Annotated in this window: 11 protein-coding genes; 7 read left to right on the top strand and 4 right to left on the bottom strand. The window is 67.5% G+C overall.

Annotated features, from left to right (window positions below; genetic code table 11):
• The first annotated feature begins 1 nt into the window (after nucleotide 1).
• From cydB to IFU11_RS02380, 6 genes are all read left to right on the top strand, one after another.
• Nucleotides 2–1,006 carry a cytochrome d ubiquinol oxidase subunit II gene (cydB, locus tag IFU11_RS02405; protein ID WP_064295578.1) on the top strand — a complete coding sequence of 335 codons (1,005 nt, stop codon included), beginning with the start codon at nucleotides 2–4 and terminating at the stop codon, nucleotides 1,004–1,006.
• Nucleotides 1,007–1,015: 9 nt separating this feature from the next.
• Nucleotides 1,016–2,722 carry a thiol reductant ABC exporter subunit CydD gene (gene cydD, locus IFU11_RS02400; RefSeq protein ID WP_192018070.1) on the top strand — a complete coding sequence of 569 codons (1,707 nt, stop codon included), beginning with the start codon at nucleotides 1,016–1,018 and terminating at the stop codon, nucleotides 2,720–2,722.
• Nucleotides 2,715–4,385 carry a thiol reductant ABC exporter subunit CydC gene (gene cydC / locus IFU11_RS02395; RefSeq protein ID WP_192018069.1) on the top strand — a complete coding sequence of 557 codons (1,671 nt, stop codon included), beginning with the start codon at nucleotides 2,715–2,717 and terminating at the stop codon, nucleotides 4,383–4,385. The genes cydD and cydC overlap by 8 nt, the downstream gene beginning before the upstream one ends.
• A complete protein-coding gene (locus IFU11_RS02390) occupies nucleotides 4,385–5,737 on the top strand; it encodes an anthranilate synthase component I family protein (RefSeq protein WP_192018068.1) in 1,353 nt (450 codons plus the stop codon). The genes cydC and IFU11_RS02390 overlap by 1 nt, the downstream gene beginning before the upstream one ends.
• A gap of 116 nt (nucleotides 5,738–5,853) precedes the next feature.
• A complete protein-coding gene (leuS, locus tag IFU11_RS02385; RefSeq protein WP_192018067.1) occupies nucleotides 5,854–8,415 on the top strand; it encodes a leucine--tRNA ligase in 2,562 nt (853 codons plus the stop codon).
• A gap of 152 nt (nucleotides 8,416–8,567) precedes the next feature.
• Complete coding sequence (locus IFU11_RS02380) at nucleotides 8,568–8,987, top strand: hypothetical protein (protein ID WP_192018066.1); 420 nt, start codon at nucleotides 8,568–8,570, stop codon at nucleotides 8,985–8,987.
• 65 nt (nucleotides 8,988–9,052) lie between these two features.
• On the opposite strand, the gene IFU11_RS02375 is transcribed toward IFU11_RS02380, so the two are convergent.
• The 4 genes from IFU11_RS02375 to IFU11_RS02360 form a co-directional block, all read right to left on the bottom strand.
• Nucleotides 9,053–9,619: an RNA polymerase sigma factor gene (locus IFU11_RS02375; protein WP_192018065.1), complete on the bottom strand. Its 567-nt coding sequence runs from the start codon at nucleotides 9,617–9,619 to the stop codon at nucleotides 9,053–9,055.
• Nucleotides 9,616–10,269, bottom strand: a complete 654-nt coding sequence (locus IFU11_RS02370) for a hypothetical protein (protein ID WP_192018064.1) — start codon at nucleotides 10,267–10,269, stop codon at nucleotides 9,616–9,618. Before IFU11_RS02370 ends, IFU11_RS02375 begins: the two co-directional genes overlap by 4 nt.
• Nucleotides 10,270–10,360: 91 nt before the next feature.
• On the bottom strand, nucleotides 10,361–10,546 hold the full coding sequence (locus tag IFU11_RS02365; protein ID WP_192018063.1) for a hypothetical protein: 186 nt from the start codon (nucleotides 10,544–10,546) through the stop codon (nucleotides 10,361–10,363).
• Nucleotides 10,547–10,558: 12 nt separating this feature from the next.
• Nucleotides 10,559–10,777 (bottom strand): hypothetical protein, encoded by a 219-nt coding sequence (locus tag IFU11_RS02360; protein WP_192018062.1) that lies wholly within the window; start codon nucleotides 10,775–10,777, stop codon nucleotides 10,559–10,561.
• Nucleotides 10,778–11,190: 413 nt separating this feature from the next.
• On the opposite strand from IFU11_RS02360, the gene IFU11_RS02355 reads away from it, so the two are divergent.
• Nucleotides 11,191–12,135: a DUF4365 domain-containing protein gene (locus tag IFU11_RS02355; RefSeq protein WP_192018061.1), complete on the top strand. Its 945-nt coding sequence runs from the start codon at nucleotides 11,191–11,193 to the stop codon at nucleotides 12,133–12,135.
• Nucleotides 12,136–12,299 lie beyond the last annotated feature (164 nt).

The raw sequence follows: 12,299 nt of genomic DNA, 5'->3' as shown, positions 1-12,299 counted from the left end.
CATGGACCTCACGATTCTCTGGTTCTGGATCATCGCCGCACTGTTCGTCGGCTACTTCGTCCTCGACGGCTTCGACTTCGGCGTCGGCATGACGATCCCCTTCCTCGGGAAGGACGAGACCGACCGCCGGATGCTCATCAACACCATCGGGCCGGTCTGGGACCTCAACGAGACCTGGCTGATCGTCGCCGGGGCGAGCCTCTTCGCCGCGTTCCCCGAGTGGTACGCGACCTTGTTCAGCGGCTTCTACCTCCCGCTGCTGTTCATCCTGCTCGCGCTCATCATCAGAGGGGTGTCGTTCGAGTACCGGCACCAGCGGCCGGAAGCCTCCTGGAAGCGGCGCTTCGACCTCATGATCATCGTCGGCTCAGCCCTGCCGGCCTTCCTCTGGGGCGTCGCCTTCGCGAACATCGTCCAGGGCGTCCCGCTCGATGCCGACCACAACTTCACCGGCACGCTCTTCACCCTGCTCAACCCGTACGGCATCCTCGGGGGTCTCACGACGCTCGTGCTCTTCTTCGCCCACGGAGCCGTGTTCGCCTCGCTGAAGACCGAGGGCGACATCCGCGAGCGCGCCCGCCGCCTCGCGAGCCGAGCCGGGCTCGTCGCCATCCTCCTCGCCGCGTCGTTCCTCGGGTGGACCGTCCTCGCGCACTTCTCGCTCCCGGTGCTGATCCTCGCGGCCATCGCCGCGGTCTCGCTCATCAGCGCCTGGTTCGCGAACAGCCGAGGGCTGGAAGGCCGTGCGTTCGCGCTCATGGCCGTGACCGTCGCCGCGGCCGTGCTCACCCTGTTCACCGCGCTCTTCCCAGCGGTGATGCCGGCGAGCAACGACCCGGCGAACAGCCTGACGATCGCGAACGCCTCCTCGACGGAGTACACCCTCACGGTGATGTCGTGGACCGCCCTGATCTTCCTGCCGCTGATCCTCGCCTACCAGGGATGGACGTACTGGGTGTTCCGCAAGCGCATCACGCGGAAGCACATCGAAGCCGCCGCGCACTAACCTGTCATCGTGCGCCCCCTCGATCCGCGACTGCTCCGCTATGCCCGCGGAGCCCGGTCGGTCCTCGGACTCGGCGCGGTCATCGCGCTCGTCCAGACCGCCTGCACGCTCGGGTTCGCCTGGTTCGTGGCCCAGCTCGTGTCCCGGTCGATCGCGGGGGATCCGGTCGAGGAGCTCCTGCCGTCGCTCTGGCTGCTGATCGGCATCGTGGTGCTGCGTGCCGGGACCGTCCTGGCATCCGACTCGGTGAACGCCCGTGGCTCCGCGATCGTCCGCAGTCAGTTGCGGCGGGCCCTCGCGGGCGCGTTCGAGACGCTCGGGCCGGGGTGGGTCTCGCGTCGGAGCTCCGCCGCACTGACAACCGTGGCGGGCCGCGGGCTCGACGCCCTGGACGCGTATTTCGGTCGCTATGTCCCGCAGCTCATCCTCACGGCGATCGCCATGCCGATCATCGCGGCGGTGATCTTCATCCAGGACCCGCTCAGCGGCATCACGGTGATCGTGACGCTCCCGCTCATCCCGGTCTTCATGATCCTCATCGGATTCGCGACCCAGGCGGTGCAGCGGCGCCAGTGGGAGACCCTGGCCCACCTGTCGCGCGGGTTCCTGGAGCTCGTCGCGGGCATGGCGACCCTCAAGCTGTTCGGACGGCAGCACCGGCAGGTGCAGCGGATCCGAACCGTCACCGAGGAGTACCGCGTCGAGACCATGAAGGTCCTGCGGTTCTCGTTCGTGAGCGGCTTCGCCCTCGAGCTGCTGTCGAGTCTCGCGGTCGCCGTGGTCGCGGTCGGCACCGGCCTGCGGCTTCTCGACGGCTCGCTCCTCCTCGGAACGGGGCTCTTCGTCCTGATCCTGGCCCCGGAGGCCTTCCTGCCACTGCGGAACGTCGGTGCGAACTACCACGCGGCTGCCGAGGGCGTCACCGCCGCCGACGAGGTCTTCGAGATCCTCGACGAAGCGAAGGCCGTGCGCGAATCGCCGTCGGCTCCTGATCAGGTCGGCGATTCGGCAACGGTCGGCGACTCCGCTCGCCGGACGTCTGGCCTGGTACTGGACGGTCTCGGCGTGCAGTACGACGAGCTGCGGGTACTGGACGACCTCGACGCGACGTTCCCGGCCGGCGTGGTGACGGCTGTCGTCGGCGCCAGCGGAGCCGGGAAGACGAGCATGGCGTCGGCGATCCTCGGATTCGTGAACGCCACCGGATCGATCCTGCACGACGGCGGACGCGTGCCGCCCGCGCCCGGCGGACGACGCTGGCTGTCGTGGGCCCCGCAGCGTCCGGTCCTCATCGCGGGGACGGTCGGCAGCAACGTCGCGCTGGGCGACGACGCCCCTGACGAGGCGCTCATCGTCGAGGCGTTGTCGGCACTCGGGCTGTCCGCGCTGCCGCTCGGACACCCCATCGGCGCGGTCGGCGACGGCGTGAGCGGTGGACAGGCGCAACGGATCGCGATCGCTAGGGCCCTGTACCGACTGCGGCGCACCCCAGTCGATGCTGGAACGCCGGTGCTGCTGCTCGACGAGCCGAGCTCGGCGCTCGACGCCGCGTCCGAGGAGCTCGTCATCGACGCCGCGCGCGACGCCGCTCGGGCCGGGGCGGCCGTCATCGTCATCACCCACCGACCGTCGATCGTCGAACACGCGGATGCCGTGCTCGAGATCCGCGTGCGGTCGGAACACGTCCAGGACGACGAGGTGATGCTCCATGGATGAGCGCGTCCGACAGATCATCCGACTGGCGCAGCCGCCGGCTCGCCGCTTCGTCCCTGGTCTCCTCGCCGGGATCCTCTCCGCTGGGGCCGCCGTCGCCCTCCTCGCTTCGAGCGCGTTCCTCATCACGAAGGCCGCCGAGCAGCCCTCGATCGTCGAGCTGGGTGTCGCCGTCGTCGGGGTGCGCGCATTCGCGCTGGCCCGGGCGTCCTTCCGGTACCTCGAACGCCTGCTCAGCCACGACGCCGCATTCCGTCAACTGGCGCAGCTGCGCGCCGGCATGATCGAACGCGTCATCCCGGTGGCTCCCGATGGACTGCAGCTCACCGGTCGGGGCGACCTCCTCACCCGCCTGGTGACCGATGTGGACGAGCTGCAGAACGTGCCGTTGCGGGTCGTCCAACCACTGGTGGTCTCGGGTGTCGTCGCCGGAGCCTCCGTCATCCTCACGACCGCGCTGCTCCCCGCCGCCGGGATCGCGCTCGCGGTCTGCCTCGTCGCGGCCTTCCTCGTCTCGTGGTTGCTCGTGAGCCGGGTGGCGGCGCGCGCCGAACGCGAACTCGCGCCGCTGCGCGGTGCGCTGTCGGAAGCCCTGCTCGAACTCGTGACCGGTCTCGACGTGCTGACCGCCTACGGCGCGGTCGACGCCGCGCGGGCACGGATCGAACATGCCGACGCGGCACTCACGCGCGCGATGGTGCGGCGGGCCGCGGGCGCCGGGGTTGCCGGCGCCGTCCTCTCCCTGGCTTCCGGGGCGTCCGTCGTCGCGGCGCTCTGGGCAGGCATGCCGGCGTTGGGAACGATCGGCGGCCCCGCGCTCACCGTGATCGTCCTCGTCCCGCTCGCCGTGTTCGAGGTCTGCGCGATGGTGCCCCTGGCTTTCGGGGCCTGGCGGGAAGCGGTCGCGAGCGCCGAGCGCGTGGCGGACGCGGTCCCGAGCGAGCGCCCACGCGAGATCCCGGACGAGGACACCGGCAGCATCCTCACGCCGACCTTCGACGGCGTCATGCTCGAGGCGGAGAACCTCAGCGCACGGTGGCCCGGGAGCACGGCGGCGGCGCTCGCACCGATCAGCTTCCGGCTGTCGGCCGGCGACCGGCTGCTTGTCGAAGGTGACAGCGGAGCCGGGAAGACCACCCTGGCGCACGCCCTCGTCCGCTTCCTCGAGTACGAGGGTGGGTACCGCGTCGGCGGCGTCGAGGCACGCGACCTCCGCCCGGATACATTGCGCGAGTCGGTCGGGCTCGTCGAGCAGCGTCCGTTCCTCTTCGACGCCGACATCCGCCAGAACCTCCTCTTCGCCAGGGACACGGCCGACGACGCTGAGCTCGAGGCCGTGCTGGAGCGGGTCGGGCTCTCGTCCTGGCTCGCCGAGCGCGGCGGGCTCGACCGCCCGGTGGGGGAGCACGGCGCGCTCGTCTCCGGGGGGCAGGCGCAACGCATCGCCCTCGCCCGTGCGCTCCTCCGCGAGTTCCCCGTGCTCGTGCTCGACGAGCCGACCGCCAACGTCGATCCCGAGCGCGCGACCGCCCTGCTCGAGGACCTGCTCGGTGTCGCGGGATCCGAGGGTCGTGCGGTCATCGTGATCTCGCACACGCCGGTTCCCGACGACCTCGTGACCGGTCGCCTTCGGATCGTCGCGCCGCCGATCGCGGCCGTCGGCTGATGCGATCCACCGGAGCGCGCCGGCAGGTCCTCCTCCCGGCCTGGTCCGAGCCGGAGGACGTCTACCGACGCGTGTTCGCTGACGAGCCCTGGGCTGCCTGGTTGGATTCGGGCCAGGGCGCCCGGACCGGCGTCAGTCTCATCGGGCGCGGGACCGAACGCCTCGTGGCGGACGTCCGGCTCGGCACGGTGAAGCGCGTCAGCCCGGTGGCCGCCTCGGTCGACCGGACGACGATGCTCGACGCCCTCCGTACCGTGCGTGCCGACGACGACCCGGGCGATTGGGTCGGGTGGTTCGGCTACGAGTCGGGGGCCGGTCTCGTCGGGGTTCCGGCACACGCGGCCGCCTCCCCGGACGCGCTCTTCCTGCGCCTCGACGACCAGGTGCGGTTCGACCATGCGGCGCGGACGGTGACGATCTCGTCGGACGATCTCGACTGGATCGCGACGACCGTCGAGCGGTTGAGTACGGCGACCGAGCCTCCTCCCGTGGCCGAGGCGGCCGGCGGGGTCTGCGCGCCCCGTCACAGCGATGTCGCATACGTGCGGCTCGTCGAGCGGTGCCAGGAGCACATCACCCGTGGGGACGCCTACCAGCTGTGTTTGACGAACCACCTGCGCGTCGACGGGGTCCACGACCCGCTGGCGACCTATCTGCGGCTGCGCAGGACGAGCCCCACGCACCACGGCGGCTTCCTCCGGTTCGGTTCGATCAGTCTCGCGAGCGCGTCACCGGAGCAGTTCCTCGAGGTCTCGGCCGACGGCCGCGTCCGGACGAAGCCGATCAAGGGGACCCGGCCGAGAGGTGCCGATCCCGAGGAGGACGCCCGTCAGCGCGCCGATCTGCTCGCGAGTCCCAAGGAGCGCGCGGAGAACCTCATGATCGTCGATCTGATGCGGAACGACCTCTCCAGAGTCTGCGAGCTGGGTTCCGTCGCGGTCACGGCGCTCCATCACGTCGAGAGCTACCCGCAGGTGCACCAACTCGTCAGCACCGTCGAAGGACGGTTGCGCGGAGGGCTGGACGCGCTCGACGTCGTCGAGGTCGCATTCCCGGCCGGATCGATGACCGGGGCCCCGAAACGCCGGGCGATGGAACTGCTGTACGACCTCGAAGCGGGACCCCGCGGGGTGTACGCCGGTGCCTTCGGCCTGCTGTCCGCGGACGGATCGATGGACCTCGCCATGGTCATCCGCTCGATCGTGATCGATGCGCAGGGTGCGTCGATCGGCACGGGTGGCGGCATCACGGCGCTGTCCGACGCCCGGGAGGAGCTCGAGGAGACGTGGACCAAGGCGGCGGCCCCGCTGGCGGCACTCGGCGTCGGACGTCCGCCTGCCGAATCCCGGTAGGCTTGACCGTTGGACGGAGCGCCGCCGTGCGCTCCAGCCCGTCCATCCTGCGGCCGAGCGCCGTGCGAGCAACCCACGGGATTCCACCCCCAGCACCTGCAGTGATTGAGAGTGACGTGTCAGACGAGCGCAATACCGACGACCGCCGAGACGGCGAGCGGTACGACTTCCAGGCGATCCAGGAGAAGTGGCTTCCCGTCTGGGACGAGCTGAAGCCCTTCGCGGCAGGCGACCCTGCCGACAAACGTCCGCGCAAGTACGTGCTCGACATGTTCCCGTACCCCTCGGGCGACCTGCACATGGGTCACGCCGAGGCGTTCGGTTTCGGCGACATCGTCGCGCGGTACTGGCGTCACCAGGGCTTCAACGTCCTGCACCCGATCGGCTGGGACTCGTTCGGGCTCCCCGCCGAGAACGCGGCCATCCAGCGCGGTGTCGACCCGCGCGAGTGGACCTACGCGAACATCGCGCAGCAGAAGGCCAGCTTCCGTCAGTACGGCCCCTCGTTCGACTGGGACCGCGAGCTCCACACGAGCGACCCCGAGTACTACCGGTGGAACCAGTGGCTGTTCCTCCAGCTGTTCGAGAAGGGCCTCGCGTACCGCAAGGCGAGCCCCGTCAACTGGTGCCCGAACGACCAGACCGTGCTCGCGAACGAGCAGGTCGTCGACGGACACTGCGAGCGCTGCGGCGCCGAGGTGACGAAGAAGAAGCTCACCCAGTGGTACTTCCGCATCACCGACTACGCGGACCGCCTGATCGACGACCTCAACCAGCTCGAGGGCACCTGGCCGGCCAAGGTCCTCAGCATGCAGCGGAACTGGATCGGCCGATCCAACGGCGCGGACGTCTCGTTCTCCATCGAGGGTCGTGCCGAGCCGGTCTCCGTGTACACGACCCGACCCGACACGCTGTACGGCGTGACGTTCATGGTCGTGGCGCCCGACTCGGAGCTCGCAGCCGAGCTCGTCGCCGACACCTCCGACGAGGTCAAGGGACGCTTCCAGGCCTACCTCGACAGCGTCAAGGGTGAGAGCGAGATCGCGCGGCTCGCGACCGACCGCCAGAAGACCGGCGTGTTCCTCGAGCGCTACGCGGTCAACCCGCTGAGTGGCGAGCGCCTGCCGATCTGGGCGGCCGACTACGTCCTGGCCGACTACGGTCACGGGGCGATCATGGCGGTTCCCGCGCACGACCAGCGCGACCTCGACTTCGCGCGGGCGTTCGACCTGCCCGTGCGCGTCGTGGTGGACACCACCCAGCCCGTCACCGGTGCCATCCCGATCATCGTCGACGGTGAGCTGCCGGAGGACCTCCCGTCGATCGATCCCGCTAAGACTGGTGTCGCGCTGACGGGCGACGGTCGCCTGACGAACTCCGGCCCCTTCGACGGCCTGAGCAAGGCGAACGCGATCCCGAAGGTCACGGCTGCGCTCGCATCGAGCGGCCTCGGCGCGAAGACGAAGAACTACCGCCTCCGCGACTGGCTCATCTCGCGACAGCGCTACTGGGGCACGCCGATCCCGATCATCCACTGCGACGCCTGTGGGGAGGTGCCGGTCCCCGAGGACCAGCTCCCCGTGCGGCTGCCGGATGCCGCGGGTCTCGACCTGCGTCCGAGGGGCATGAGCCCGCTCGCTGCGGCTGAGGACTGGATCAACGTGGACTGCCCGTCGTGCGGGAAGCCTGCGAAGCGCGACTCCGACACGATGGACACCTTCGTCGACAGCTCGTGGTACTTCCTCCGGTTCCTGAACCCGACCTCCGACGAGATCGCGTTCGACCCGAAGGAGGCCGACAAGTGGGCCCCGGTCGACCAGTACGTCGGCGGTGTCGAGCACGCGATCCTGCACCTGCTCTACTCACGGTTCATCACGAAGGTCCTGTTCGACCTCGGCAAGGTCGGCTTCACCGAGCCCTTCAGCGCGCTCCTCAACCAGGGCATGGTCATCCTCGACGGTTCGAAGATGAGCAAGAGCAAGGGCAACCTGGTGGAGTTCGCCCAGGAGCTGCGGTCGTACGGCGCCGACGCCCTGCGCGTCACGATGGCGTTCGCCGGTCCGCCGGAGGACGACATCGACTGGGCGGACGTCTCGCCGGCCGGTTCGGCCAAGTTCCTGGCACGCGCCTGGCGGGTCGCGCACGACGTCACCAGCTCGCCCGACGTCGCCTGGAAGGACGGCGACGAGAAGCTGCGGAAGGTCACGCATCACTTCCTCGCGGAAGCTCCCGGGCTCATCGAGGCGGGCAAGTTCAACGTCGTCGTGGCACGGCTCATGGAGCTCGTCAACGCGACGCGGAAGGCGATCGACGCCGGGCCCGGCGCGGGCGACCCCGCCGTGCGCGAGTCCGCCGAGGTGACGGCCATGGCGCTCGACCTCTTCGCACCGTTCACCGCCGAGGACATGTGGGCGAAGCTCGGCTACCAGCCGTCGATCTCGCTGGTGCCGTGGCGGAAGGCCGACCGGTCGCTGTTGGTCGAGGACCAGGTGACCGCGGTGGTGCAGGTCGACGGCAAGGTCCGCGACCGGCTCGAGGTGTCGCCGAAGATCTCCGGCGAGGAACTCGAGCAGCTCGCACGCGCGAGTGCGGCTGTGCAGCGTTCCGTGGGCGACCGCGAGATCGTCAACGTCGTGGTGCGTGCCCCGCGCGTGGTGAGCATCGCCACGAAGGGCTGATGCGGTTCGGGGCGGGCCCTGCGGCCCGTCCCGAACACGCGCGTAGCGCTCGGGCACGATCATCGAGTCGGACTCCGTGTGCCATCCGACGGCAGGGTGTTCTCGGATCGCGTCCCGCCCGGTTGCCTGTGCTTCCTCGGTAGCATGACCGGGTGCCCGCTCTCGCCCCATCAGTACGAACGCTCCGCGTCTTCCAGATCCTGTGGGTGATCGGCTTCCTGATCGGAACGACCACGCACACCGCGGATCTGATTCTCGGCGGGTTGGACGTCTACGGCGGCTTCCCGCCCGGCGTCCGGCTGTTCTGGGTGACGCTCACGGTCTTCGACCCCATCACCGCTGTGCTGATCATCCTTCGACGGCGCGCCGGCATCGTGCTCGGAATCACGGTGATCGTCGCCGACATCGCCGTGAACTGGACCGTCTTCGTTCTGCTCGGTGGACTCTCGTGGTTCGGCGTCATCAATCAGAGCCTGTTCGCGGTGCTCATCCTCGCCACGGCTCGCCCCCTGTGGATCTGGTTCGGGCGATCTTCGACACGAGAGCGGGCCGAGCCAGCCAGAGCGGCTTGATCGCCCTCAACGGATGGATCCGCTGCAGTCGGAGGTCGAGGGAATCGACAGGCAGACGTCCTCGATCAATGGTCGACAGGCGCGGCTGATTTCTCGAGCGGGACGCGAACGCGCACGTCCTGCTCTCCCGGATCCCGCAACAGCTGGCGGAGACGCAGACGCGCGCGCTGGTATCGGCCACGGGCAGTCGACTCACGCACACCGACGATGCTTGCTGCCTCGATGACCGTGAACCCGTCCCACAGCACGAGTTTGATCAGTTCTGCTTGGTTCCGAGGGAGCTCGGAGATCGCCGCCAGCACGGATTCGGTGGTGTCATCCGTCTGCGTCGGCTGGAGCGTTTCGAGGTGTTCGCCCAGACGAGCGGTGAGCGCGTCCCTGCGATCAGAGCTGCGGCGGGCATTCGACGCCACACGCCGTGCGACGCCGAAGAGCCACATCCGCGCCTGTACGGGGTCCGCTGGCATGCGGTCGATGTGTCTCCATGCCGCGATGAAGGTCTCGCTCAGCGCATCGGCGGCGTCTGCCGGGGTCGCGACCCGTCGGCCGAGGAACGACAGCACATCGGCCGCGTTGTCCTGGTGAAGTGTCTCCAGTCGTTCCTGGCGGGCGCGACGTTTCGCGTCGGTCACTGCGCATCCTCCGCGGTCTCGCCACAGTCGCCGGCGACGTCGATCGAGGTCCCGGTTCGCAGGAAGCCAGCCTTCTCGAATGCATCGAAGATCTTCGTCGCCATCAGGTTTCCGGCTACGGATTCCGGGGTTGCAGCTGGTGGCGGTGTGGTTCCATTTGCCTCGGCGCTCGTTGTCAGTTCCGCGCGTCGAGCCTGTTCGATGGCGAGCGCTGCGTCGATGTCGGCTGTGGTGATCGAAGCGACGACCCTGTCCCAGTCGTAGTCGGTCAGGAAGACGCGGGCTTCTTGCGTGCGGCGATCGGCCTCAGCCGTGCTGATGCTCCGGTATTCGGGGACCACTCGCGCAACGAGCTGACACACCGCGCCGTCCTCGCCGATGTCGAACGATCGTTGCACCGTGGCTTCAGGCGCCCATCCAACCCAGTCGAAGACCGCGGGGGCCGCCGCCGCAGCACTCACGCCGACCGTGATGAGTCCGGCAGTCAAACCCAGGATGCTGAGGTAGCGCTTGTATCGGGATCTCACACCGGAAGGTCGTGCTCGGAACGCAGCCTCCTGGGCCACGAGACGAGCGCACTCGGCGGCTTCCGCATCCTCTCCGAAAGCGCGCGGCGCGGATCGTTGTATCTGTGCGTCAAGATCATCCATGGAAACCCCCTCGAGTGAACACCGTCACTGATGACATGTCCGGCACCCATCGAGTCTTAACGCGTGCGGCACGAACTGCGCGCGTTGACGTTCAGATGCTCGGCCGCCACGATGAATCGCTCCAGTAGTCTCCGCGCACGACCCAGACATCGTTGCCGAACTCCTCCGCCGACACGGTGATCGGCCTCGGATCCCACAGGGTGCCGTCCATCCGGCCACGATCGACGAGATAGATCTCCTCGAAGGCCACTCGGTCGGCGCCCGCTGGGGGTCGCACGGTGAAGAGTGACTAGCACCCGCCGTTCGCGCATTCGCTGCGCGCGCTCAGCAGCGCGGTGCCTTCCGGGAACCGCATTGCCTCTGCAGACGGGACTCCGGCGCCATCGATTCGTTCGAAGTCCAGGATCATGAGCCGAAGCGGATACAGGTGCATGGAGACGTCCAGCACCAGCGCCGCGGCGATGAGGATCGCCGTCAGCCAAACCTGTCGACGTGACTTCGCCTGCATGCTGCCCCCGTTTCACCGGCCCCCGCCGGAGACTCGACGGTAGCAGGGCTCTGCGCCGCGAGGTGGGGGCCGGGGCTGGACGTCAGGCCTCGACGCGCGTGTCAACCGCGCTCCACAGGTGCGGTCGCGGCGTGTCCGGTGTCCATGGCGTCGCTATGAGGGGTTCGATTACCTGTAGAGGCCTCGCTCGCGCACTGAGCAAGCGCTCGATTACGGACTGTGTGGCGATCCCGCACTGTACTATGGCGAGCCGCCCTCTTCGCCACCGATTCTCAAATTGCGGCGCCAGTTGGGCAGCCAAGCTGTCAGTCTCGAGACCGTTGATTATTCTGGCTGTAGATCATCGTCGAAATGTGACCGAATAGGGAGCGTGGGTGCAGTCGTCTCGTTCAGCTCAGTGCATACTGGAGAGCATGTATAACGGCCTGCCTCTCGTCAACGATGATGTTTTCACTGAGCGCGAAGGTGTTCTACGTGTGGCTAAAGAAGTCAATAGCGCACGATGTATCTGGCGTGAGACCGTCAGCATGGATGTCGGTATCGACGGTCAGATGGAGCATGTCAACGAAGGTGGTCAGGCGACAGGGCGTATGGTTTTCGTGCAGGTCAAGTCGGGATCCTCCTATTTCAGGGGCGCTTCGGCTGACAAGGTTCCCTATTATCCGGCAGCGAAACACAAGGGCTACTGGGAACGTTCCCCGCTGCCCGTGATTCTTGTTTTGCATAATGACGCCACGGACGAGACATATTGGGTAGATGCGCGCGACTCTCTTCGGAGAGGTGAGTCTGTCATTAGCGTGCCGAAAGCGAACCAGTTCAACGCCAACTGCGTCCGGATCATTCTGGGATTGGTCGGGCCACTTCCGGCAACCCCGATGACCATGGCGTCGCTTGCTGCTGAAGCGATTGCGCGAAAGAGCCCTTCCTCCGGGATGCCGATAGATTTTTTGGATTTGTTTCTTCACGGATTGATGAACCTTGGTAATAGCGTATATTTTGGTGTGGACCTAGTCATGGAGCTTGCTGGAGCCAAGCTTGCCCATGAACAGTCTGAGTTCGGGCTAGGTCTCGGGGGAATCGAATACGATTTCTTGCGTGATTATGTCATTTTCCTGACTGCGCAGGATCTTGTACGCGTTGACTTCGATGAATTCAATCGTGACTGGGATCGGGGTCTTGTGGGTCAGTTTATGGCCCCGCTGACTCTCCGAGGCCGAGAGTTTTGCCGGTTCTTGTCCGAGATTGATCGGTCAGTGGGCATTCGGGCGGTACAGGACAAATCATTTCGCGGTATCGAGGCGTTTGAAATCATTAGGAGAGTGCCGGTAATTGAGCAACTGAAGACGAAGCTCGTCTAGCCTTTCTGCAGGCGGGCCCGTTCGCAGGCCTCGGCCTGACGATTCGACGGCATGAGGGGGTTGCCGCGAGGTTGGACCGGGGGTGAGCATCAGTTGGCGGTCCGCTCAAATGCGCTCCACAGGGGAGGTTGCAAGCGGATCGGCAGCAGTATCGGGCCCGCTCG

Source organism: Plantibacter sp. CFBP 8804 (assembly GCF_014841225.1).
Classification (GTDB): domain Bacteria; phylum Actinomycetota; class Actinomycetes; order Actinomycetales; family Microbacteriaceae; genus Plantibacter; species Plantibacter auratus.
Note: the sequence above shows the minus strand (reverse complement) of the source record. Positions and strands in the feature narration are given on the sequence as shown.